Below are 22,794 nucleotides of genomic sequence, written 5' to 3' on the forward strand. Positions count from 1 at the left end.
ACGATATGAGCATCAGCACCGAAACCGATCAGCTTCTCGACGGCCTCAACCCCCAGCAGCGCCAAGCCGTGCTGCATGAGGGCACACCTCTGCTGATCGTGGCCGGCGCCGGGTCGGGCAAGACCGCGGTGCTGACCCGCCGCATCGCCTACCTGCTGGCAGCCCGCGATGTCGGTGTCGGGCAGATCCTGGCCATCACCTTCACCAATAAGGCCGCCGCTGAGATGCGGGAACGGGTGGTCCAGCTGATCGGCCCGCGGGCCAGGAACATGTGGGTGTCGACGTTCCACTCGACCTGCGTGCGCATCCTGCGCAACCAGGCGTCGCTGCTTCCGGGGCTCAACTCCAACTTCTCGATCTACGACGCCGACGACTCGCGCCGTCTGCTGATGATGATCGCCAAGGACATGGGCCTCGACGTCAAGCGGTACTCGCCGCGTCTGCTGGCCAACTCGATCTCCAACCTGAAGAACGAACTCGTCGACCCCGAGCAGGCCGTCGCCGAGTTGTCCGACGTCTCCGACGACCTCAACCGCACGGTGGCCACGGTGTACGGGGAGTACCAGCGCAGGCTGCGTGCCGCCAACGCGCTGGACTTCGACGACCTGATCGGTGAGACGGTCGGAATCCTGCAGGCCTTCCCACAGATCGCCCAGTACTACCGGCGACGGTTCCGGCACATCATGGTCGACGAGTACCAGGACACCAACCACGCGCAGTACGTGTTGGTGCGCGAACTGGTGGGCGTTGAGACCACCCCCGACGGCGTGGAACCCGGCGAGTTGTGCGTGGTGGGCGACGCGGATCAGTCCATCTACGCCTTCCGCGGGGCCACGATCCGCAACATCGAGGACTTCGAGCGCGACTTCCCGAGCGCCACGACGATCCTGCTGGAGCAGAACTACCGGTCCACGCAGACCATCCTGAATGCGGCCAACGCCGTCATCGCCCGCAACGCCGGCCGGCGGGAGAAGCGGCTGTGGACCGACTCCGGCGAGGGTGAGCTCATCGTCGGGTACGTCGCCGACAACGAGCACGACGAGGCGCGATTCATCGCGGGTGAGATCGACGCGCTGGCCGACAACGGCGACATCAACTACAGCGACGTCGCGGTGTTCTACCGCACCAACAACAGCTCGCGTGCGCTGGAAGAGATCTTCATCCGATCCGGCATCCCCTACAAAGTCGTTGGGGGAGTCCGCTTTTACGAGCGCAAGGAGATCCGCGACATCGTCGCGTACCTGCGGGTGCTCGACAACCCAGGTGACTCGGTGAGCATGCGCCGCATCCTGAACACCCCGCGTCGCGGCATCGGCGACCGTGCTGAGGCATGCGTCGCGGTCCACGCTGAGAACACCGGCAGCAGCTTCAACGACGCGCTCCAGGCCGCGGCCGAGGGCAGGGTTCCGATGCTCAACTCGCGGTCGGAGAAGGCGATCGCGGCCTTTGTGGAACTGCTCGACAGGTTGCGCGCCAAGCTGGGCGACGAACTGGGCGAACTCGTGGAAGCGGTGCTCGAGCAGACCGGGTACCGGCGTGAACTCGAGGCATCCAGTGACCCACAGGATCTCGCGCGCCTGGACAACCTCAACGAACTCGTCAGCGTCGCACACGAATTCAGCATCGACCGAGCCAACGCCAAGGCACTGGCGGCCGACGACGAGGATGCCCTCGACGAGGACGTCCCCGAGACGGGGATCCTGGCCGAGTTCCTGGAGCGGGTGTCGCTCGTGGCTGACACCGACGAGATCCCCGAACACAGTTCGGGTGTGGTCACTTTGATGACGCTGCACACCGCCAAGGGGCTGGAATTCCCGGTGGTGTTCGTGACCGGCTGGGAGGACGGGATGTTCCCGCATATGCGGGCATTGGGCGATCCCACCGAACTGTCCGAGGAACGACGCCTGGCCTATGTGGGCATCACCCGCGCGCGGCAGCGGCTGTACCTGACCCGGGCCAAGGTCCGGTCATCGTGGGGCCAGCCGATGCTGAATCCGGAATCGCGCTTCCTGCGCGAGATTCCACAGGAGCTCATCGACTGGCGGCGCACCGAGCAGTCCTCGTCTGCGTTCAGTGCTCCGGTCAGCGGAGCGGGTCGCTTCGGCGGTCCGGCCAGGCCGTCGCCCACCCGGCCCGCCGCAGCGCGCAACCGTCCGCTGCTGGTGCTCGCGCCGGGTGACCGCGTCACGCATGACAAGTACGGATTGGGACGCGTCGAAGAGGTCTCCGGCGTGGGGGAGTCGGCCATGTCGCTCATCGACTTCGGCAGCGCGGGCCGCGTCAAGCTCATGCACAATCACGCCCCGGTGAGCAAGCTCTAAACGCTGACCCGGCCCGCCGCGAGCGCAGTGCAGCTGCGCGTCCGAGCGGCGGGCATTGGGAATCAGTCAGACGCCACGGGATCGGCACCAGGCGGCAGTGCTCGGCAGCAGCACCAGCACCGCGGTCGCGATGGGGAAGATCAGTCCCAGGAAACCGAAGACGGACGACGACCCCTGCCCAGCGGCGATATCGGCACCCATCCCTCGGTACATGGCGGACGCGACGACTTCGCTGACGATGCCGAAGACGATCGCAACGCCGCATGAGGCCGCGACGACGATCCGTGCCCACGATCTGCCCGCCGTCAGGAATCCGCCACCGACAAGGAGTCCGGCGCACAGGGCGACGCTGACGAGCAGCGTCAACACCATGACCGCGCCGTACCAGTCCGGAAGATATTGGCTGACAGTGCTATCGGAGGTCAGCGTGAGGGCCACGAGCGAGCCGAAGACGGTGACCACCTGCGCGAGCCCGCCCAGCAGGCTCAGGATGGCGCCGGTGATCGCGGTGCCACCGCTGGGCCGGGCTGGGAACGGTTGCGCTGCTGCGTAAGCCGGGTGGGCCGGGTACGCCGGGTACGCGCGCTGGGCCGGGTAGGGCTGGTGGGCCCGGTACTGCACAGGGTTCTGGTACATGGAACCTCCTCGTACATCGACCGTAACCCGGCCCGGAAGGCCCTTATGACACCAAAATCCAGCGTTTGGTCGCGGGGTGCAGAGCCAGGGCCGCGCTGACGACGGGCAGCACGGGGATCGCATAGACGATCCAGGGGATCTTGGCGCCCGCGATGAACACCCCGACGAACGCGAGCAGGGCGACCACGGCGCCCGCGGCCACCAGCCAGCGGCCCATGATGCGGCGCAGCAGCACCATCACGACTCCCGTGATGGTGCTGGAGGCGAACACGAACGCCAGGAAGGCCACGGCGACGCAGAACAGTCGATCGGTGTCCCACCACCCGATGATGAGGCTCGTCGCGACGACGGAGGTGGCCCACCCGCTGAGCATCGCCACGACACAGGCCGCGACCGCGGTCACCGGACTGGGCGCCTTCTTGGGGCGTGGGCGGGCCGACGGGGTCGGGATGTGCTGGGTGGGGAACGAACCCGTGGGCGCCTGCCCGATCATGCTGGTCTGGGCGTCGTCGGCCCGCGGTACCGCTCCGGTGGCTCCTGTGGGCGCCCGCCGGATGATGCTGGTGTGGGCGTCGTCCGCCTGCGGCAGCGCTCCAGTGTTTCCAGTGGGCACCCGCCGGATGATGCGAGTCTGTTCCCCGGAGGGGGGCTCGTGTGGTGTGGGAGGCGGCTGGGTCACCGGGTCAGCCGGCGTAGCCGCCGACGCTGATGCCGCGCTGGGACAACCACGGCACCGGGTCGATGCGATCCGAGCCGTTGGGCATGACCTCGAAGTGGCAGTGCGGGCCCGTCGAGAAGCCGCGGTTGCCGATGGTGGCGATCTGGTCGCCGGCGAACACGCGCTGGCCGATGCTGACCGTCCAGGTGTTGATGTGGCCGTAGAGGGTCACGGTGCCGTCGGAGTGCCGCAGCTTGACCCAGGCGCCGTAGCCCGCGGTGGGGCCGACGTCGATCACGACACCGTCCGCGACGGCGTAGATCGGGGTGCCGATCGGGCCGGCGAGGTCGACGCCCGCGTGCAGGGCGCCCCAGCGGTAACCGAAGCCGGAGGTGAAGATGCCCTGAGTGGGCTTGGCGAACAGCGGGCGGGCCAGTCGGGCCTCACGCTCGGCGCGCTCCTGCGCGTAGGCGGCGCCCTTGGCGAGTTCCTCGGAGTGCAGGGTGCTGTTGAGCGCGGGCGTCACGCTGACGACCTGCATACCGCGGGCGGTGCCCGTCACGTTGGGGGTGTCGCCCAGCGTCGTGTCGGAGGCCAGCAGGGTCTCGGCCGAGGCCTTGTCCGACGGGTTGACGGCACTGTGCGCGGCCGCGGCGGCGGCTCCCGCGGCCATCGCCGCGATCATCACGCGGCCCTTGAGGGCGCTCGCGGCGGGCTTGCGGTGCTGGGCCCCACTGATCCGCGGGATCACGTCGGTCGCGTCGGGATCGTGGATCACGTTCAGATCCATGCGGCGCATCAGCTGGAACGGCGTCTCTTCGATGTCGGCGAGATCGTCGAGTTCCGGAGCGCGCAGGACGTCGGTCGCGGTGTCGAAGGCGCTGGCCTGAAAGTCGAGGTCATCGAGGCTGCCGAACTCGTTGAACGGCACGATGTCGGTCACTTCATTGGGGTGGAAATCCTGCTCTGCGCGGCGCGCGCTCCTCGACGTTCCCGAGCGTGATGCCGGTGTCGAATGATGCGTTGCCAAAGCTGACGTCCCTTTAATGTCGTGAGTCTCGTGACCAAAGCGTTATCGAAGACCCCAGAGACGTTAACCAAACTCCAATGTTGGTGGCAACCCGTAGAAGTGTTCCTGGGCAGATTGTGATCTCAATCACTATGTGCTCAGTGGTGACATGTGCCACAACAGTAGTAGGCGGTGCGAGCGCGTCGCAGTGAGGTCGATAAGGTGCCCAACGGGCCAAAAACCCCCACAAACAGTCACCGCCGTCATTGCCGATAGACAGACTGCGCGTCAGTTAGGAAGCTCATGGATCTATTCGAGTATCAGGCGAAGGAACTGTTCGCCAAGCACAACGTCCCCACCACTCCGGGACGGGTCACCGATTCCGCCGAAGGCGCCAAGGCGATCGCCGAGGAGATCGGCAAGCCGGTCATGGTCAAGGCGCAGGTCAAGGTCGGCGGCCGCGGTAAGGCCGGCGGCGTGAAGTACGCGGCCACCCCTGAGGACGCCTTCACCCACTCCCAGAACATTCTCGGCCTGGACATCAAGGGCCACGTCGTGAAGAAGCTCCTCGTCGCTGAGGCCAGCGACATCGCCGAGGAGTACTACATCTCCTTCCTGCTCGACCGTTCCAATCGCACCTACCTGGCGATGTGCTCGGTTGAGGGCGGCATGGAGATCGAAGAGGTCGCCGCGACCAAGCCCGAGCGCCTCGCCAAGGTCCCCGTCAACGCCGTCAAGGGTGTCGACCTGGCGTTCGCGCGCTCGATCGCCGAGCAGGGCCACCTGCCAGCGGAGGTGCTCGACGCCGCCGCCGTGACCATCCAGAAGCTCTGGGAGGTCTTCGTCGGTGAGGACGCGACGCTGGTCGAGGTCAACCCGCTGGTGCGCACGCCCGACGATCAGATTCTGGCGCTGGACGGCAAGGTCACCCTGGACGCCAACGCCGACTTCCGTCAGCCGGGTCACGCGGAGTTCGAAGACAAGGACGCCACTGATCCCCTCGAGCTGAAGGCCAAGGAGAACGACCTCAACTACGTCAAGCTCGACGGCGAGGTCGGCATCATCGGTAACGGCGCCGGCCTGGTTATGTCGACGCTGGACGTCGTGGCCTACGCCGGGGAGAAGCACGGCGGCGTGAAGCCGGCCAACTTCCTCGACATCGGCGGTGGCGCCTCGGCCGAGGTGATGGCAGCCGGTCTGGACGTCATCCTCAACGATGCGCAGGTCAAGAGCGTGTTCGTGAACGTGTTCGGCGGCATCACCGCGTGTGACGCGGTCGCCAACGGCATCGTGCAGGCGCTGCAGATCCTCGGTGACGAGGCCAACAAGCCGCTGGTCGTGCGTCTCGACGGCAATAACGTCGAAGAGGGCCGTCGCATCCTGGCCGAGGCCAACCATCCGTTGGTAGTCCAGGCAGAAACCATGGACTCCGGGGCCGACAAGGCCGCCGAGCTGGCGAATAAGTAAGGGAGCCAACAACTTATGTCCATCTTCCTGAACAAGGACTCCAAGGTCATCGTCCAGGGCATCACCGGCGGTGAGGGCACCAAGCACACCAAGCTGATGCTGAAGGCCGGCACCCAGGTCGTCGGCGGCGTCAACGCCCGCAAGGCCGGGACCACCGTGTCGCACGTCGACAAGGACGGCAACGACATCGAACTGCCGGTGTTCGGCACCGTCGCCGAGGCCATCAAGGAGACCGGCGCCGACGTGTCGATCGCCTTCGTGCCGCCGGCGTTCTCCAAGGACGCCATCATCGAGGCCATCGACGCCGAGATCCCGCTTCTCGTGGTCATCACCGAGGGAATCCCGGTGCAGGACAGCGCGTATGCGTGGGCCTACAACGTCGAGAAGGGGCAGAAGACTCGCATCATCGGCCCCAACTGCCCCGGCATCATCACTCCGGGTGAGTCGCTGGTCGGCATCACGCCGAACAACATCACCGGCAAGGGCCCGATCGGTCTGGTGTCGAAGTCCGGCACCCTGACCTACCAGATGATGTACGAGCTGCGCGATCTCGGCTTCTCCACCGCCATCGGTATCGGTGGCGACCCGGTCATCGGCACCACCCACATCGACGCCATCGAGGCGTTCGAGAAGGATCCCGAGACCAAGCTGATCGTGATGATCGGTGAGATCGGCGGCGACGCCGAGGAGAAGGCCGCGGCTTACATCAAGGCCAACGTCACCAAGCCGGTCGTCGGCTACGTCGCCGGCTTCACCGCTCCCGAGGGCAAGACCATGGGCCACGCGGGCGCCATCGTCTCCGACGGTGCGGGCACTGCCGCCGGCAAGCAGGAGGCGCTCGAGGCTGCCGGTGTCGCGGTCGGGAAGACGCCGTCCGAGACCGCCGCCAAGGCGCGCGAGCTCCTCGCGAACCTGTAAGGGTTCACCAAACCCGTTCAGCAGAAACAAAATCGCCCTCAAACCTCGGTTTGGGGGCGATTTTGCTTGGGGGCCTGGGACTGTTGGCTGGGGCCTCAGGCCCGGCCACCGAGATGCTGCGCGAGGAACCGCTCCACCGCGTGATACATGTCGATGCTGTTCTCCGGGTTGACGAAACCGTGCCCCTCGTCGGCCTTGACCATGTACTCAACCTCGACGCCGCGGGCGCGCAGGGCGTCGACCATGTTGTCCGATTCGGCCTGTACCACCCGAGTGTCGTTGGCGCCCTGCACCACAAGCAGCGGGGTGCGGATCCGATCCACCTTGGTGATGGGGGAACGGGCCAACATATCGGCCTCCTGTTCCGGATCCGAAGGATCGCCGACGTAGAGGTGCCAGTTGCTGGCCAGGAACCGGCGGGCGACGTCGGGCAGGGTCCGCAGGAAGTTGGGCAGACTGGAGATCCCGACGTAGTCGATGGCCGCGGCGAACACGTCCGGGGTGAACGTGACGCCGACCAGCGTGGCGTACCCGCCGTAGGACCCGCCGAAGATCGCGACCCGGTCGCGGTCGGCGTACCCCTGCTTGACGGCCCAGTCCACTGCATCGATCAGATCGTCGTGCATCCGGCCGGCGAACTCGCCGATCGCGGCCTGGGTGAAAGACTTGCCAAAACCGGTGGATCCGCGAAAGTTGACCTGCAGCACCGCATATCCGCGATTGGCCAGCAGTTGCACGTCGGGCTGGAAGCCCCAGTAGTCGCGTGCCCACGGACCGCCGTGCACCAGAAGCACCAGCGGCAGATTCTCCGGCGGGACGCCCACCGGCAGCGTCAGATACGAATGCAGGGGCAGTCCGTCGCGCGCGGTGATCGTGACCGGTGTCATCGGAGCCAGCGCGGCAGGATCCAGATGCGGGAACGGCTGGAACAACAACCGGCTCTCACCTGTCGAATGGTCGTAGAAATAGGTGAGGCCCGGATCGCGGTCCTGGGTGAAGCTGACCACCCAACGTTGTCCGCTGTCGTCGCAGGACATTCCGGCGAGGTCACCGTCGGACAGATTCGTCAGTGCGGCCAGAACCTCGGCGAAATCGTCGTCGAGGGCGTGGATCACCTGTCGCTCACCGTAATAGCGGGCACCGATCAGTTCACCGGTCTGCTCGCTGAGGATGAACGGTGACGGCAGCATGATCTGCGCCCCGAGGTCGAAGGTCGGGTGGGTGTCCACCTCGATCTCCTCCCCGGACGCCACGTCGAGGCGGGCCAGTCGCAGGCGTTCGCTGCCCTCGTAGGAGCCCAGCCAGAGGCCGGTGCCGTCTGGGGCGACGGCGACGGGGTAGATGCCGAGTGGGTAGTCCCGGCCCTCGTAGACCTTGATTGGGCGCAGCGACGAGGTGGCAGAATCCCATTGCGAGACCTCGATATCCCCGTCGGCGGTCAGGGTGTTGGTGAACAGGTCACCGCTGGGACCGCTGATCCAACTGATGACGGTGCCGGGATTCTCGGCGAGCAGGGTGAGGTCACCGGTGGCGATGTCGAGTTCGTAGGCGTCCATCAATTCGGCGTTGCGGGCGTTGTGCTGAACGACGGCCTTGCCTGGGCGGCCCTTGAGCAACTCGAACGAGGCCCGTGCTCCCGGAAACGGCGTGAGATCCTCGGCGGGGGCATCCGGGTCGTCGGGATCCACCCGGTAGACGTGCCAGCGCTCGTTGCCGCCCTCGTCCTGCATGTAGAGCAGCCACCGGGAGTCCTGGGTCCAGCTGAAGATGTAGACGCTGCGATCCTCATCCGCAGTGACGCACCGGGGTTCGTCGGTGCCGTCCACACCCTGCACCCAGATGTTCAGCCGGTTCTGCCACGGTGCCAGATAGGCGATTCTGGTTCCGTCCGGTGAGATCGCGGCACCGGCACGCTGGGGCGGGTTGAAGAAGTCCTCCACCGAAATGAGTTGGGGGAGAGGCATGGTGGTCCTTCCGGTTGTGGATGTCGTCGATCGCCGGGCCTGTGGCTACAGGTCCGTTTTGTCGTGTTCAGGTGGTTATCGGGTGACGGGTCCGCCAAGCCGGCCGTTGGTGGCTTCGCGAATGGCGCGGTCGATGAGGGCCAGTGTCTGCTCCGCGGTGACCTTCTTGCCGTCGATGACCACTGCTCGGCTGACGTCCTCGTCGACCACGCGGAACGCGCCGGTGATCGCTGCAGCGCTCAGTCGCACCGTGAGGTCGGATTCGGGTAGGCCCAGGCGGTCGGCGATGACCGGGATGAAGCCCTGTTCCATCTGGTCATGCACCATCAGATACGCAGTGCGCAGGGCGGGTTCGGACGAGGTCATGGTCGCGATGCGCATCGCGCTGATCTCATCTTCGATGTCCTGTGGTGAGAACGGATGCGAAAAGCTGACCACGGCAAGGTGCTCCGAGAGTGACAGCTCATGTGGCCACCGCTGCAGAACGTCGATGAACCGCGCCGTCGACCGCGCGAGCAGTGGTTCGACGCAACTCTCCTTGCAGCGGAAGTACCGCCAGATCGTGCGGGTGGACAGTCCGGCGGCCTCGGCGATGTCGTCGCCGCTGGTGCCGGAGACTCCCCGTTCCCAGAAGAGCGCGCAGGCGTGCCGGGACACCGAGAGACGCGCCTGCTCCTGTTTGTCGCTGATGGCTTCACCTCCTGTCACTTAGTGACATCACCACTGTGTCACTTAGTGACAGGGAGGTCAAGGGCGGGGCCGTGAGCAGGTGCTGCGCAGCCAAGGGTGGGGTCGTGAGCGGCGCGGGATTGCTCGCGAGGTGGGTTGGGGCCGTCCCGGCGTCGACACTTAAACCGTTGCGAAGACGCGCCGGGAAGTGTCGCAGACGTTTAAGTCTCGGCGATGGTTCCAGCGCAGGCCTCGGACAAAGCCCCGGTTGAACCCCCGGCCTCCGGGCCCTGGGCGCACCCCCGGCCTCCGGGCCCCGGTTGAACCCCCGGCCTCCGGGCCCTGGGCGCACCCCCGGCCTCCGGGCCCCGGTTGAACCCCCGGCCTCCTGGCCCCGGTTGAACCCCCGGCCTCCTGGCCCTGGGCGCACCCCCGGCGCCCAGGCCCGAGAACACCCCCGGCCTGCCCTTTTCGCGCCGGATGGACAGTTCGTTTAGCCTGTCAAAATGACTGTGGATCCACGCACGCCCGTCGTCGTCGGCGTCGGTCAGTTCACCGAGCGCATCGAGGACTCGGGCTACCGGGGCATGTCGGCGGTGGAACTGGCCACCGAGGCGGCCCGTGCGGCCCTGGCCGACACCGAGGTCGACGTCGCCGCTGTCGCCGCAGCCATTGACGTGTTCGTGGGCCTGCGGCAGTTCGAGATCTGCACCCCCTTCAGCAGCCCACCCCTGGGCGCCTCCGACAACTACTTGCGGTCGGTCGCGGGCCGAATCGGCGCCGACCCGAAGCGGGCGGTCCTGGAACCACTGGGTGGGCACGGCCCGCAGAAGGTGCTCACCGAGTTCGCCGGCGCCATTGCGGCAGGCGAGGCCGACGTCGTCCTGGTGCTCGGTTCGGAACCCGGTTCGACGACGCGGCACTTCGCCAAACGGGACGACAAGCCCGACTTCACCGAACACGTCGGGGGTCAACTCGAGGACCGCGGTTTCGGATTCGATCAGTACATCAGCGAGTACACCGTCAAGCATGGCCTGACCGGTGCGCCCGTGCAGTACGGCCTCCTGGAGAACGCACGCCGGGCTCGCCTGGGTGTCGGTGCCGCCGACTACCGGCAGCAGATGGCCGAGCTTTTCGCGCCGTTCTCGAAAGTTGCTGCCAAGAACCCCTTCTCGTCGTCTCCGGTGGAGCGCTCGGTCGACGAACTCGTCACCGTCACGGCCGAGAACCGGATGATCTGTGACCCCTATCCGCGCCTGATGGTCGCCCGCGATCAGGTGAACCAGGGTGCGGCAACTCTGGTGATGTCGGTGGACGCGGCGCGGCGCCTCGGTGTGCCCGAGGACAAGTGGGTCTACCTGCATGGCCATGCCGACCTCGTCGAGCAGGAACTGCTGGTCCGAGAAGACCTGGGCGCCAGCGCATCAGCGGAGCTGGCCGTCACGGGCGCGCTGAACATGGCGGGTATCGGCCTCGATGAGATCGCCAGCTTTGATCTCTACAGCTGCTTCCCGTTCCCGGTCTTCGCGGTGTGCGACTCGACCGGACTCGCGGCCGACGACCCGCGTGGGCTGACCCTGACCGGCGGGCTGCCGTACTTCGGAGGGCCAGGAAACAGTTACTCGCTGCACGGCATTGCCGAGACCGTCTCGGAGATGCGTGACCGGCCCGGCCATTTCGGTCTCGTCGGCGCCAACGGCGGTGTGATGAGCAAGTATTCGGCGGGTGTGTACTCCACCGAGCCCGCCGCGTGGAGGGCCGACGACAGCGCGCGACTCCAGGCCCAGATCAACACACTGTCCCAAGTCACCGTCACCCGGGACCTCAACGGCCGCGGCACAATCGAGACGTACTCGGTGCGCTACGACTGGCCCGAGCGCACCGGGATCATCATCGGCAGGGTGGACGCCGACAACAGTCGGTTCATGGCCATCACGACCGACGCCGACCTGCTGGCGCTGATGACCGACGGTGACCCGCTGGGTGCGGCGATCCAGGTGGCCGCCGCCGACGGCGTCAACTCAGCGACGCTGGCGTAACGGGGGACGCAGGGGTCAGAGCGCGGCGAGCTTGCCGGCCAGCCGTTCGACGTAGGCCGCGACCTCGGCCTCCGGCTTGTCGGGCAGGCCGAACAGCACCTCGGTGACCCCGAGATCGCGCCAGTGGGCGAGCTTGTCGGGGTCCGGCTTGAAGTCCAGCGCGACGATCTGCGGTGCGCCGTCGCGACCGGCGCCCGCCCAGGTGTCCTGCAGCAGTTTCACCGGGTCGTCGATGTTGAAGTCGCGCGGCGTGGTGATCCACCCGTCGGCGGACCGGGAGATCCACTTGAAGTTCTTCTCCGTGCCCGCTGCGCCGACGAGCACGGGGATGTGGGACTGCACGGGCTTGGGCCACGCCCAGGACGGGCCGAACTGCACGAATTCGCCGTCGTATTCGGCCTCCTCCTGCGTCCACAGCGCCCGCATCGCCTCGAGGTACTCCCGCAGCATGGTGCGGCGCCGGCCGGGCGGCACCTTGTGGTCGGCCAGTTCGTCGGTGTTCCAACCGAATCCGACGCCCAACGACACCCGCCCGCCGGAGAGGTGGTCCAGCGTCGCGATGGACTTGGCCAGCGTGATGGGGTCGTGCTCGACGGGCAGGGCGACGGCGGTGGACAACCGCACGCGCGACGTGACGGCCGCCGCGGTGCCCAGGGACACCCACGGATCCAGCGTCCGCATGTAGCGATCGTCGGGCAGGCTCTCGTCGCCCGTGGTGGGGTGCGCGGCCTGCCGCTTGATCGGGATGTGGGTGTGCTCAGGCACGTAGAAGGTGGTGAAGCCGTGGTCATCGGCAAGTTTGGCCGCTGCGGCGGGCGCGATGCCCCGGTCGCTGGTGAAGAGCACAAGCCCGAAATCCATGGAGTGAATCTAGAACGTGTTCTAGTTGTTTGACCAGGGGGGTCGGGTATCGGACTACGCATGACCCCGCGCGTCCACCCCGCAAGGAACTGCTGCCCGTGACGTTGGCCGGACCGACCTGCGACGGCGTCGACGTGATCGCCCCGGACTGCCCGATGCCGGAGTTGGCGGTCGGCGACGTGGTGGTCAGCCCGATGAGGGGCGCCTACACCTTCGTCACGTCCTCGCGGTTCAACGGGATCCCCGAGACGCGCATCGTCACGGTGCCGTCGGGGGATTTTCAGCCCCGGCGAATTAAATACGTGACCCGAGGGCGTCCACCGACTGGGATTGCACACCATGACGACCGAACGCATCTCCGACCACGTCAAGTTCGCCTACTGGGTGCCCAACGTCAGCGGCGGTCTGGTCACCAGCGACATCGAGCAGCGCACCGACTGGAACTACGAGTACAACAAGAAACTCGCCCAGACCGCGGAGAACAACGGGTTCGAGTACGCCCTGAGCCAGGTGCGTTACGAGGCCAGCTACGGCGCCGAGTACCAGCACGAGTCGACCAGCTTCTCGCTGGCCCTGCTGCTGGCCACCGAACGCCTGAAGGTCATCGCCGCGGTGCACCCGGGCCTGTGGCAGCCGGCCGTGCTGGCCAAGCTCGGCGCCACCGCCGACCACCTGTCCAACGGGCGGTTCGCCGTCAACGTGGTGTCCGGCTGGTTCAAGGACGAGTTCACCCACCTCGGCGAACCGTGGCTCGAGCATGACGAGCGGTACCGCCGCAGCGCCGAGTTCCTGCAGGTGCTGCGCAAGATCTGGACGGAGGACGACGTCGATTTCCGTGGCGACTTCTACCGCATCCACGACTTCACGCTCAAGCCCAAGCCGCTGAACACGGCCGAGCGCCCCAACCCCGAGTTGTTCCAGGGCGGCAACTCGACGGCGGCCCGTCGCAACGGCGGCCACTACGCCGACTGGTACTTCTCCAACGGCAAGGACTTCGACGGCATCACCGAGCAGGTCGTCGAGGTGCGCGACCACGCGCGCGACGCGGGCCGCGAGGTCAAGTTCGGCCTCAACGGATTCATCATCGCTCGGGACACAGAAAAAGAAGCAAGGGAGACGCTTCGCGAGATCATCGCCAAGGCCAACCGGCCCGCGGTCGAGGGGTTCCGCGGGGCGGTGCAGCAGGCCGGCAACTCGACGAGCGACAAGAAGGGCATGTGGGCCGACTCGTCGTTCGAGGATCTGGTGCAGTACAACGACGGCTTCCGCACCGGCCTGATCGGCACTCCGGAGCAGATCGCCGAGCGCATCGCGGCCTACCGCAAGCGTGGCGTCGACCTGATTCTGGGCGGATTCCTGCATTTCCAGGAGGAGATCGAATACTTCGGCGCCAACGTGCTTCCGCTGGTGCGCGAGATCGAGGCCGCTGAGCTGGGGACGCTCGACGCGCCGGTACTGGCCTCCGTTTAACCGCGTCGGACACGCCGATTGGCGCGTGGCGCCCATCTCAACGTGCGCTAGCGTGGGTGTTCGAATCGTGATCGGTACGCCGGGAGTGCAACGCTGCCCTGCGCGGGCCGGCCGCGGTCCATGGAAGCGTCGCGGGAGGCGACGCCCAACGACACAGGAGAGGTCATGACCTACTCATCCGGCTCACCCGGCGGCTCTGGCTACCAGCCCGCCCAGCCCCCCGGTTCGTACGGCGCCCCGGCGTCCGTCGGCCAGGCGGCTGACGGCGGTCCGAGCAGACTGCCGCAGTACTTGACGATCGCCGTGGTGGCCCTCGGGTTCATCGCCTACCTGGTGACCTTCGGCCCCATGTTCACCCTCAGCACCGAGATGGGCTCGTTCGTGAGCGAAATCTCGGCGACCGGCAGCGGACTGCCGGTCCTCGGCGTACTGACCGCGGCGCTGCTCGCCGCGGTCAGCCTGCTGCCGAAGGCGCACAACTACTACGCGGTCATCGCGGTGCTCGCGACGCTCGGCCTGCTGCTGGCGATCTCCGATCTGATCGGCAAGCCCGAGGGCTTCGCGGTCGGTTGGGCGTTCTGGGTGTTCCTCGCCGCTTCTCTGCTGCAGACCATCGCCGCGATCGGCGCCCTGCTGCTCGAGTCCGGGGTGATCACCCCGCCCGCGCCGCGGCCCAAGTACGACCAGCCCCAGTACGGGCAGTACGGCCCGCCCGGGGGTTACTACGGCCAGCAGCCCGGCGCGCCGGGCCCCGGCCAGGGACAGCGTCCCGGCTACCCGTCGCAGTACGGCGGCGGCTACCCGCAGCAGCAGGGGCCGTCGGCCGGCGGCTACGGAGCACCGCAGGGTGGCGCACAGCAGGGTCCGCCGACTCCGCCGACCGGGTACCCGAGCTTCAGCCCGCCGCCCGCGGTGGGTTCGGCTCAGCCGCCGAGCGGTGGGTACACCCCGGGTGCTCCCACCCAGCAGGCGCCCACGCCGCCCACCGGCCCGACCACGCCCTAGTCGTACTCGTCCGCACCCGGCATCGCCGGGTGCGGACCAGTCGGACGTGAATGCACGACAACCGCACGGCGGGCGCACGACAGGCCCGTGATCTGGTCCGGGTCGCGTTCGGCCCGGCGATCGTCGCGTTAGTGATCATCGCGGCGATCGTTCTCCTGCAACTTCTCATCGCCAACAGCGATATGACCGGCGCGTTCGGCGCCATCGCCAGTATGTGGCTGGGTGTCCACGGGGTGCCCATCTCCATCGGCGGCCGCGAACTCGGCGTGATGCCGCTGTTGCCGATCCTCCTCATGGTGTGGGGTACGGCGCACACCACCGCAGCCGCGGTGCCCGATCGAGGCACCGGCAAGCCGTCCTGGTTCGTCATCCGCTGGGTGGTCGCCTCTGCGCTCGGCGGGCCCATGCTGGTCGCGGCGATCGCCCTGGCGGTCATCCACGACGCAGCGTCGGTCCTCACCGAACTCCAGACGCCCAGTGCGTCCCACGCTTTTGCCGCGGTGCTCGGGGTCCACGCGGCCGGCGCCGCACTCGGCGTCGGCTCCAAGGTGGGGCGCCGCGCCCTGGCGGCCTCGCCGCTGCCGGACTGGCTGGCCGATGCTGGGCGCGCCGCCACGGCCGGTGTGCTGGCCCTGTTCGGTCTCTCGGCCGCTGCCACCACGTTGTCGCTGGTGGTGCACTGGTCGACGATGCACGAGTTGTACGGCATCACCGACTCCCTCTTCGGGCAGTTCAGCCTCACCGTGCTGGCCGTGCTCTACATCCCCAACGTCGTCGTGGGCACCGCCGCGATGGCGGTCGGGTCGTCGGCCCACGTCGGTTTCGCGACCTTCAGTTCGTTCACGGTGTTCGGCGGCGACATCCCCGCGGTGCCGATTCTCGCGGCCGCACCCTCGCCGCCGCTGGGCCCGGTGTGGGTGGCGCTGTTGATCATCGGCGCGGCCTCGGGCGTCGCCCTGGGTCAGCAGTGCGCGCGCCGACCGATGCCGCTGCTTCCCGCGCTGTCCAAGGTCGCCGTCGCCTCGGCTCTGGCGGCCGGCGTGATGGCACTGCTCGGCGCCATGGGCGGGGGAGCACTGGGCAATTTCGGCCACGTCGGGGTGGACCAGGCGACGTTCGGGCCGGCCGTGTTCCTGTGGTTCTTCGTCGTCGGCTCGGTGACCGTGGCGATGGCGGGCGGCCTGACCAAGCGGCCCAAGCCCCCGCCGCGGCCCGAACCCATGCGTGAACTCGAAGCGCGCCAGGAACCGCCGCACGAGGAGGCGCTGTTCACCGACGATGTCGAAACCAACGCCTTCGAACCGCTGTCCGACGAGGACGACGCGGTGACCGAGGCCATCGTCATGCCGCAGCGTTCTGAGGTCCCTCGCGGGCCCGTCGACGACCTGCCCGACGCCGAGGATCTGTGGGAGGTCGACAACGACCGACCCACCGCCCCCGAACCGCCCGAGCGGTCCGACTAAGCTTTCCGCGTGCAGCAACCGCTCCAGATACCTCCCAGCGCGCCGTCCCGGCTGGTCGTGCTGGCTTCGGGTACCGGTTCGCTGTTGGCTTCGCTACTGGAGGTCAGCAACGTCGCCGACGGCGACTATCCGGCGCGTGTGGTGGCCGTGGGGGTGGACCGGGACTGCCGGGCCGCCGAGATCGCGGCCGACGCCGGCATCCCGGCCTTCACGACCCGGCTGCGCGACCATCCCGACCGCGAGGCATGGGACGTCGCCCTCACGGAGGCGGTGCTGATGCACGAACCCGACCTGGTGGTGTCTGCCGGGTTCATGAAGATTCTTGGGCCGAAGTTCCTTTCGACCTTCCCGGGCCGGGTGGTCAACACCCATCCCGCGCTGTTGCCGTCATTCCCGGGCGCGCACGCGGTGCGCGACGCGATGGCCTACGGCGTGCGCGTGACGGGAACGACGGTGCACCTGGTGGACAGCGGTGTCGACACCGGCCCGATCCTGGCGCAGGAGGCGGTCGAGGTGCGCGACGACGACACAGAAGAGACTCTGCACGAACGCATCAAGGTCGTCGAACGACGGCTGCTGGTGGACGTGCTCGCCGCGATGGCAACGCGCGGTGTGATCTGGAACGGACGAAAGGCGACCTTCGGATGAGCGAACGTAAACCGATCCGGCGCGCGTTGATCAGTGTGTACGACAAGACCGGCCTGGCCGAGTTGGCGCGTGGCCTGCACGAAGCCGGCGTGGCGATCGTGTCGACAGGCTCCACCGCGAAAAAGATTGCCGAGCAGGGCATTCCGGTGACCCCCGTCGAGGACGTCACAGGCTTCCCCGAGGTGCTCGACGGCCGAGTCAAGACCCTGCATCCCAAGGTGCACGCCGGTCTGCTGGCTGATCTGCGCAAGCCCGAGCATGCCGCGGCCCTCGAGGAGTTGGGCGTTGAGGCCTTCGAACTCGTCGTGGTCAACCTCTACCCGTTCAGCGAGACCGTCGCCTCGGGCGCCGGTCCGGACGAGTGCGTCGAGCAGATCGACATCGGCGGGCCGTCGATGGTGCGCGCCGCGGCCAAGAACCATCCGAGCGTGGCAGTCGTCGTCGACCCCATCGGGTACGACGGCGTGCTGGCCGCCGTGCGGTCCGGCGGGTTCACCCTCGCCGAGCGGAAGATCCTGGCCTCGTTGGCGTTTCGGCACACCGCCGAGTACGACGTGGCCGTCGCGACCTGGATGGGGTCGACGCTCGCCCCCGAGGAGCCCGCCCAGAAGCTGCCGCAGTGGTTCGGTGGCACCTATCGCCGCACCGCGGTGCTGCGCTACGGCGAGAACCCGCATCAGCAGGCCGCGCTCTACCGCGACAACACCGCGTGGCCGGGCTTGGCGCAGGCCGAGCAGCTGCACGGAAAAGAGATGTCCTACAACAACTTCACCGACTCGGATGCGGCCTGGCGCGCGGCGTTCGATCATGAGGAGACCTGCGTCGCGATCATCAAGCACGCCAACCCGTGCGGTATCGCGATCTCGTCGGTGTCGGTGGCCGACGCGCATCGCAAGGCCCATGAGTGTGATCCGCTGAGCGCATTCGGCGGCGTGATCGCCACCAACTCGACCGTCAGCGTCGAGATGGCCGAGACCGTTTCTGAGATCTTCACCGAGGTGATCATCGCCCCGGCGTATGAGGACGGCGCCGTGGAGATCCTGGCGCGAAAGAAGAACATCCGGATCCTGGTGGCCTCGGAGCCTCTCATCGGGGGCACCGAGTTCCGTCAGGTCAGCGGCGGCCTGCTGGTGCAGACCCGCGACGAGTTCGACGCCGAGGGCGACGACCCGGCCAACTGGACGCTGGCCACCGGTGAACCGGCGGACACGGCCACGCTGGCCGACCTGAAGTTCGCCTGGCGCACCGGACGCGCGGTGAAGTCCAATGCGATCGTGGTGGCCAAGGACGGCGCGACGGTGGGCGTCGGCATGGGACAGGTCAACCGGGTCGACGCGGCCCGTCTGGCGGTGGAGCGTGCCGGTGACCGCACCCAGGGCGCGGTGGCGGCCTCGGATGCGTTCTTCCCGTTCCCCGACGGCTTGGAGGTGCTGACCGCGGCGGGCGTCAAGGCCGTCGTGCACCCCGGAGGTTCGATGCGCGACGAACTGGTGACCGAGGCTGCGGCCAAGGCCGGCATCACGCTGTACCTCACCGGCGCCCGGCACTTCGCGCACTGACGTGACCGAATACCTGGACGCACCCCTGCCCAAGTTCGGCGACTACTCGACGTTGGGCATCGCGCCCGCCGGTGAAGTCGTGATGATCGCGGGCCAGTTGGGCGCCGACGCCGACGGTGAGTTTCCCGCCGACGGCGCCGAGCAGACGAGACTGACGTTCGCCAACATCGGCACCGCGTTGGCGGCCGCTGGGCTGGGCTTCGAGCACGTGGTCGGCTTCCGCACCTATGTGGTCGGCCGCGAGTCGATTCCGGAGTTCGTCGCCGGACGCAGGCAGGTGTACCCGGAGATCTACCCGTCGGGCGTCTACCCGCCGAACACGCTTCTGATCGTCAGCGGCCTCGTGTCGGAGACGGCCAAGGTCGAGATCGAGGCGCTTGCGGTCCGTCCAGCGGCCAACCGATAAGCCTTATTCCGCCGTTCGCATAACGCGCAATTGCGGGGGAGCACATGACCACTCCGCCGACCCGTCGTAGCGTGGAGTGGTGACATCACCAAACGATCAGCCTCGTACTGTCGGTGAGCTGCGTGCCACCGGTCATGAAGAGAAGAGCGTCAAGCAGGAACTCCGCGACAATCTGCTGGCGGCGCTCGCCGACGGAACCGACGTCTGGCCGGGGATCTTCGGCTTCGAAGACACCGTGTTGCCGCAGGTCGAACGCGCGCTGATCGCCGGTCACGACTTCGTTCTCCTCGGTGAGCGCGGTCAGGGCAAGACGCGTCTGCTGCGCTCTCTGGTGGGTCTGCTCGACGAGTGGACGCCGGTGATCGCCGGTTCGGAACTCGGCGAGCACCCCTACAGCCCCATCACGCCCGAGTCGATCCGGCGTGTGGCCGAGTCCGGCGACGATCTGCCCATCGAGTGGCGGCACCGCAGTGAGCGCTACACCGAGAAGCTCGCGACCCCCGACACCAGCGTCGCGGACCTCGTCGGCGACATCGATCCGATCAAGGTCGCCGAGGGACGCAGCCTCGGGGATCCCGAGACCATCGCCTACGGCCTGATCCCGCGCGCCCACCGCGGCATCGTCGCGGTCAACGAGTTGCCCGACCTCGCCGAGCGCATCCAGGTGTCGATGCTCAACGTCATGGAGGAGCGCGACATCCAGGTGCGCGGCTACACGCTGCGCCTTCCGCTGGACGTTCTGGTGGTCGCCAGCGCCAACCCCGAGGACTACACGAACCGTGGCCGGATCATCACTCCGCTCAAGGACCGGTTCGGGGCCGAGATTCGGACCCACTACCCGCTGGAACTCGACGCCGAGGTCGGCGTCATCAGCCAGGAGGCGCACCTGTCGGCCGAGGTGCCGGAGTACCTGCTGCAGATCATCGCGCGGTTCGCGCGTCTGCTGCGCGAGTCCAATTCGGTGGACCAGCGCTCCGGTGTGTCCGCGCGGTTCGCGATCGCGGCCGCCGAGACCGTCGCCGCCTCGGCCCGCCACCGCGGCGCGATCCTGGGTGAGCAGGAACCGGTGGCCCGAGTCGTCGACCTGAGCACCATCATCGACGTGCTTCGCGGCAAGCTGGAGTTCGAATCCGGTGAGGAGGGCCGCGAGCAGGCTGTGCTCGAACACCTTCTTCGCCGGGCCACCGCCGACACCGCGTCGCGTGCGCTCGGCGGGTTGGATGTCGGCCCCCTGGTGGCCGCCGTCGAGGCCGGCTCACCGGTGACCACGGGTGAGCGGGTCAGCGCCAAGGACGTGCTGGCGGCACTGCCGGACCTGCCGGTGCTCGACGAGATCGCGCAGCGCCTGGGCGCGGAGTCCGACGGACAGCGTGCGTCGGCGACCGAGTTGGCGCTCGAGGCGCTGTATCTGGCCAAGCGCATCGACAAGGTGTCCGGTGAAGGCGAAACGGTCTATGGCTGAACGCACCTCGAGATATTCGAGATACACCGGCGGGCCTGACCCGCTGGCGCCCCCGGTCGATCTGCGTGAGGCGTTGGAGCAGATCGGGCAGGACGTCATGGAGGGCTCCTCGCCGCGCCGTGCGCTGCAGGAGATGCTGCGTCGCGGCACCCAGAACATGAAGGGTGCGGACAAGCTGGCCGCTGAGGCCAACCGCCGGCGTCGAGAACTGCTGCAGCGCAACAACCTCGACGGCACCCTGCAGGAGATCAAAAAACTGCTCGACGAGGCGGTGCTCGCCGAGCGCAAGGAGTTGGCGCGCGCGTTGGACGACGACGCGCGGTTCGGTGAACTGCAGTTGGAGTCGCTGTCGCCGTCACCGGCCAAGGCCGTGCAGGAACTCTCCGAGTACGACTGGCGGTCTCAGGAGGCCCGGCAGAAGTACGAGCAGATCAAGGACCTGATGGGTCGCGAGATGCTCGACCAGCGGTTCGCCGGGATGAAGCAGGCCCTGGAGAACGCCACCGACGAGGACCGTCAGCGCGTCAACGACATGCTCGACGACCTGAACAATCTGCTGGACAAGCATGCGGAAGGGAAGGATTCGCAAGCAGACTTTGATGACTTCATGGATAAGCACGGCGAGTTCTTCCCGGAGAACCCGAAGAACATCGACGAGCTTCTCGATTCCCTGGCCCAGCGGGCCGCGGCGGCCCAGCGCTTCCGCAACAGCCTGTCCGAGCAGCAGCGCGCCGAGTTGGATGCGTTGGCGCAGCAGGCTTTCGGATCGCCGTCGCTGATGAATGCGCTGAACCGGCTGGACTCGCACCTGCAGGCCGCGCGTCCCGGCGAGGACTGGGACGGTTCGCAGCGCTTCTCCGGCGACGATCCGATGGGGATGGGCGAGGGTGCCCAGGCGATGGCCGACATCGCCGAACTCGAGCAGTTGGCCGAGCAGTTGTCGCAGTCCTATGCCGGGGCGTCGATGGACGACGTGGACCTCGACATGCTGGCGCGCCAACTGGGCGACGAGGCCGCCGTCAATGCGCGCACCCTGGCTGATCTGGAGCGCGCGCTGATGAACCAGGGCTTCCTGGATCGTGGTTCCGACGGGCAGTGGCGGTTGTCGCCGAAGGCGATGCGTCAGCTTGGGCAGGCCGCGCTTCGTGATGTGGCGCAACAGCTTTCCGGGCGGCACGGTGAGCGCCAGACCCGGCGCGCCGGTGCTGCGGGGGAGTTGACCGGGGCGACGCGGCCCTGGGCGTTCGGCGACACCGAGCCGTGGAACGTCACCCGGACGCTGACCAATGCCGTGCTCCGCACGGCGGCGACCAATGCGGGTCCGATCCGCACGGCGGCGACCAATGCGGGTCCGATCCGCACGGCGGCGACCAACACGGGATCACTGCGCGAGGCCGGGCCCGGGGAGGAGGCTCGGCCCATTCGGATCACGGTCGAGGACGTCGAGGTGTCCGAGACCGAGACGCGGACCCAGGCTGCCGTCGCGCTGTTGGTGGACACGTCGTTCTCCATGGTGATGGAGAACCGATGGCTGCCGATGAAGCGCACCGCCTTGGCGCTCAACCATCTGGTGAGCACCCGGTTCCGTTCAGATGACCTGCAGATCATCGCGTTTGGTCGCTACGCCAGGACCGTGACGGCGGCCGAGCTGACCGGTTTGGAAGGCGTGTATGAGCAGGGCACCAACCTGCATCACGCCCTGGCGCTGGCGACCCGGCATCTGCGCCGGCATCCCAATGCCCAGCCCGTCGTGCTGATCGTCACCGACGGTGAGCCCACCGCGCATCTGGAGGATTACGGCGGTGACCAGGGGGCGTCGGTGTTCTTCGACTATCCGCCACACCCGCGCACCATCGGGTTGACCGTCAAGGGTTTTGACGAGATCGCCCGTCTGGGTGCGCAGGTCACCATCTTCCGGTTGGGCAGTGACCCGGGCCTGGCGCGGTTCATCGACCAGGTGGCGCGCAGGGTCGAGGGCCGAGTCGTCGAGCCTGATCTCGACGGGTTGGGTGCCGCCGTGGTGGGTGACTACCTGAAGGCGCGGCGTCGGCGTTAGGGGTTGCCCCGGCGTGTTTTTCCGCGGCGTTGGTTGTCGTGGCGAAAAAGTGCGGAATTGCAGGGAAATCGGCTGATTTGCCTGCAATTTCGCACATTTCGGCGGGTTTGGCGCGGGGTGGTTGCGCGACGCGACCGCCCCACCCCGTGCGATGACTCCAAGAACGCATACCGGAAACCCCTT

18 protein-coding genes and 1 pseudogene are annotated in these 22,794 nt (G+C 67.5%); 13 read left to right on the forward strand and 6 right to left on the reverse strand.

Annotated features, from left to right (window positions below):
• The first annotated feature begins 5 nt into the window (after positions 1-5).
• Positions 6-2,321 (forward strand): DNA helicase PcrA, encoded by a 2,316-nt coding sequence (pcrA, locus tag G6N34_RS02515; RefSeq protein WP_085155197.1) that lies wholly within the window; start codon positions 6-8, stop codon positions 2,319-2,321.
• Positions 2,322-2,387: 66 nt separating this feature from the next.
• Here pcrA and G6N34_RS02520 read toward each other — a convergent pair whose 3' ends face one another.
• Genes G6N34_RS02520 through G6N34_RS02530 form a run of 3 tightly spaced genes read right to left on the reverse strand, consistent with a single transcriptional unit; the run spans position 2,388 to position 4,645 of the window.
• Positions 2,388-2,957: a hypothetical protein gene (locus tag G6N34_RS02520; RefSeq protein ID WP_085155195.1), complete on the reverse strand. Its 570-nt coding sequence runs from the start codon at positions 2,955-2,957 to the stop codon at positions 2,388-2,390.
• A gap of 43 nt (positions 2,958-3,000) precedes the next feature.
• Positions 3,001-3,636: a hypothetical protein gene (locus G6N34_RS02525; protein WP_085155193.1), complete on the reverse strand. Its 636-nt coding sequence runs from the start codon at positions 3,634-3,636 to the stop codon at positions 3,001-3,003.
• 4 nt (positions 3,637-3,640) lie between these two features.
• On the reverse strand, positions 3,641-4,645 hold the full coding sequence (locus tag G6N34_RS02530; RefSeq protein ID WP_085155191.1) for a M23 family metallopeptidase: 1,005 nt from the start codon (positions 4,643-4,645) through the stop codon (positions 3,641-3,643).
• 282 nt (positions 4,646-4,927) lie between these two features.
• On the opposite strand from G6N34_RS02530, the gene sucC reads away from it, so the two are divergent.
• Both sucC and sucD read left to right on the forward strand, forming a co-directional pair.
• Entirely contained in the window at positions 4,928-6,091 is a 1,164-nt protein-coding gene (gene sucC, locus G6N34_RS02535; RefSeq protein ID WP_085155189.1) for an ADP-forming succinate--CoA ligase subunit beta, read from the forward strand.
• Positions 6,092-6,106: 15 nt separating this feature from the next.
• A complete protein-coding gene (sucD, locus tag G6N34_RS02540; protein ID WP_085155187.1) occupies positions 6,107-7,009 on the forward strand; it encodes a succinate--CoA ligase subunit alpha in 903 nt (300 codons plus the stop codon).
• Between the two features lie 95 nt (positions 7,010-7,104).
• On the opposite strand, the gene G6N34_RS02545 is transcribed toward sucD, so the two are convergent.
• Complete coding sequence (locus G6N34_RS02545) at positions 7,105-8,973, reverse strand: S9 family peptidase (RefSeq protein WP_085155185.1); 1,869 nt, start codon at positions 8,971-8,973, stop codon at positions 7,105-7,107.
• A gap of 75 nt (positions 8,974-9,048) precedes the next feature.
• Positions 9,049-9,681 (reverse strand): TetR/AcrR family transcriptional regulator, encoded by a 633-nt coding sequence (locus G6N34_RS02550; RefSeq protein WP_109788642.1) that lies wholly within the window; start codon positions 9,679-9,681, stop codon positions 9,049-9,051.
• A 467-nt stretch (positions 9,682-10,148) separates the two neighbouring features.
• On the opposite strand from G6N34_RS02550, the gene G6N34_RS02555 reads away from it, so the two are divergent.
• Entirely contained in the window at positions 10,149-11,681 is a 1,533-nt protein-coding gene (locus G6N34_RS02555) for an acetyl-CoA acetyltransferase (protein WP_085155183.1), read from the forward strand.
• A gap of 15 nt (positions 11,682-11,696) precedes the next feature.
• Here G6N34_RS02555 and G6N34_RS02560 read toward each other — a convergent pair whose 3' ends face one another.
• Positions 11,697-12,542: an LLM class F420-dependent oxidoreductase gene (locus tag G6N34_RS02560; RefSeq protein ID WP_085155181.1), complete on the reverse strand. Its 846-nt coding sequence runs from the start codon at positions 12,540-12,542 to the stop codon at positions 11,697-11,699.
• A 29-nt stretch (positions 12,543-12,571) separates the two neighbouring features.
• Between G6N34_RS02560 and G6N34_RS28225 the strand changes: the two are divergent.
• The 9 genes and pseudogenes from G6N34_RS28225 to G6N34_RS02605 form a co-directional block, all read left to right on the forward strand.
• Positions 12,572-12,721 (forward strand): annotated as a pseudogene (locus G6N34_RS28225) (hypothetical protein); the annotation flags it as partial.
• A 160-nt stretch (positions 12,722-12,881) separates the two neighbouring features.
• Positions 12,882-14,012 (forward strand): dimethylsulfone monooxygenase SfnG, encoded by a 1,131-nt coding sequence (gene sfnG, locus G6N34_RS02570; RefSeq protein WP_085155179.1) that lies wholly within the window; start codon positions 12,882-12,884, stop codon positions 14,010-14,012.
• A gap of 165 nt (positions 14,013-14,177) precedes the next feature.
• On the forward strand, positions 14,178-15,017 hold the full coding sequence (locus tag G6N34_RS02575) for a DUF5336 domain-containing protein (protein ID WP_085155177.1): 840 nt from the start codon (positions 14,178-14,180) through the stop codon (positions 15,015-15,017).
• Positions 15,018-15,067: 50 nt separating this feature from the next.
• The gene (locus G6N34_RS02580) at positions 15,068-16,480 is read left to right on the forward strand and encodes a cell division protein PerM (RefSeq protein ID WP_085155175.1); all 1,413 of its coding nucleotides are present in this window, start codon (positions 15,068-15,070) and stop codon (positions 16,478-16,480) included.
• Positions 16,481-16,489: 9 nt separating this feature from the next.
• The gene (gene purN / locus G6N34_RS02585; RefSeq protein ID WP_085155173.1) at positions 16,490-17,128 is read left to right on the forward strand and encodes a phosphoribosylglycinamide formyltransferase; all 639 of its coding nucleotides are present in this window, start codon (positions 16,490-16,492) and stop codon (positions 17,126-17,128) included.
• Positions 17,125-18,687 carry a bifunctional phosphoribosylaminoimidazolecarboxamide formyltransferase/IMP cyclohydrolase gene (gene purH, locus G6N34_RS02590; protein ID WP_085155171.1) on the forward strand — a complete coding sequence of 521 codons (1,563 nt, stop codon included), beginning with the start codon at positions 17,125-17,127 and terminating at the stop codon, positions 18,685-18,687. The genes purN and purH overlap by 4 nt, the downstream gene beginning before the upstream one ends.
• Position 18,688: 1 nt before the next feature.
• Positions 18,689-19,093 (forward strand): RidA family protein, encoded by a 405-nt coding sequence (locus G6N34_RS02595; protein ID WP_163645297.1) that lies wholly within the window; start codon positions 18,689-18,691, stop codon positions 19,091-19,093.
• A 79-nt stretch (positions 19,094-19,172) separates the two neighbouring features.
• Positions 19,173-20,555 (forward strand): sigma 54-interacting transcriptional regulator, encoded by a 1,383-nt coding sequence (locus G6N34_RS02600; protein WP_085155439.1) that lies wholly within the window; start codon positions 19,173-19,175, stop codon positions 20,553-20,555.
• Complete coding sequence (locus G6N34_RS02605) at positions 20,548-22,611, forward strand: VWA domain-containing protein (RefSeq protein ID WP_085155167.1); 2,064 nt, start codon at positions 20,548-20,550, stop codon at positions 22,609-22,611. Before G6N34_RS02600 ends, G6N34_RS02605 begins: the two co-directional genes overlap by 8 nt.
• Positions 22,612-22,794 lie beyond the last annotated feature (183 nt).

It is taken from the genome of Mycolicibacterium confluentis (assembly GCF_010729895.1).
Taxonomy (GTDB): Bacteria; Actinomycetota; Actinomycetes; order Mycobacteriales; family Mycobacteriaceae; genus Mycobacterium; species Mycobacterium confluentis.

Coding starts and splice junctions, on each gene's coding strand:
- G6N34_RS02580 (WP_085155175.1), top strand. CDS start 15,068: ATGCACGACAACCGCACGGCGGGCGCACGACAGGCCCGTGATCTGGTC.
- G6N34_RS02520 (WP_085155195.1), bottom strand. CDS start 2,957: ATGTACCAGAACCCTGTGCAGTACCGGGCCCACCAGCCCTACCCGGCC.
- G6N34_RS02605 (WP_085155167.1), top strand. CDS start 20,548: ATGGCTGAACGCACCTCGAGATATTCGAGATACACCGGCGGGCCTGAC.
- G6N34_RS02545 (WP_085155185.1), bottom strand. CDS start 8,973: ATGCCTCTCCCCCAACTCATTTCGGTGGAGGACTTCTTCAACCCGCCC.
- purH (WP_085155171.1), top strand. CDS start 17,125: ATGAGCGAACGTAAACCGATCCGGCGCGCGTTGATCAGTGTGTACGAC.
- G6N34_RS02555 (WP_085155183.1), top strand. CDS start 10,149: ATGACTGTGGATCCACGCACGCCCGTCGTCGTCGGCGTCGGTCAGTTC.
- G6N34_RS02575 (WP_085155177.1), top strand. CDS start 14,178: ATGACCTACTCATCCGGCTCACCCGGCGGCTCTGGCTACCAGCCCGCC.
- sucC (WP_085155189.1), top strand. CDS start 4,928: ATGGATCTATTCGAGTATCAGGCGAAGGAACTGTTCGCCAAGCACAAC.
- pcrA (WP_085155197.1), top strand. CDS start 6: ATGAGCATCAGCACCGAAACCGATCAGCTTCTCGACGGCCTCAACCCC.
- G6N34_RS02560 (WP_085155181.1), bottom strand. CDS start 12,542: ATGGATTTCGGGCTTGTGCTCTTCACCAGCGACCGGGGCATCGCGCCC.
- sfnG (WP_085155179.1), top strand. CDS start 12,882: ATGACGACCGAACGCATCTCCGACCACGTCAAGTTCGCCTACTGGGTG.
- sucD (WP_085155187.1), top strand. CDS start 6,107: ATGTCCATCTTCCTGAACAAGGACTCCAAGGTCATCGTCCAGGGCATC.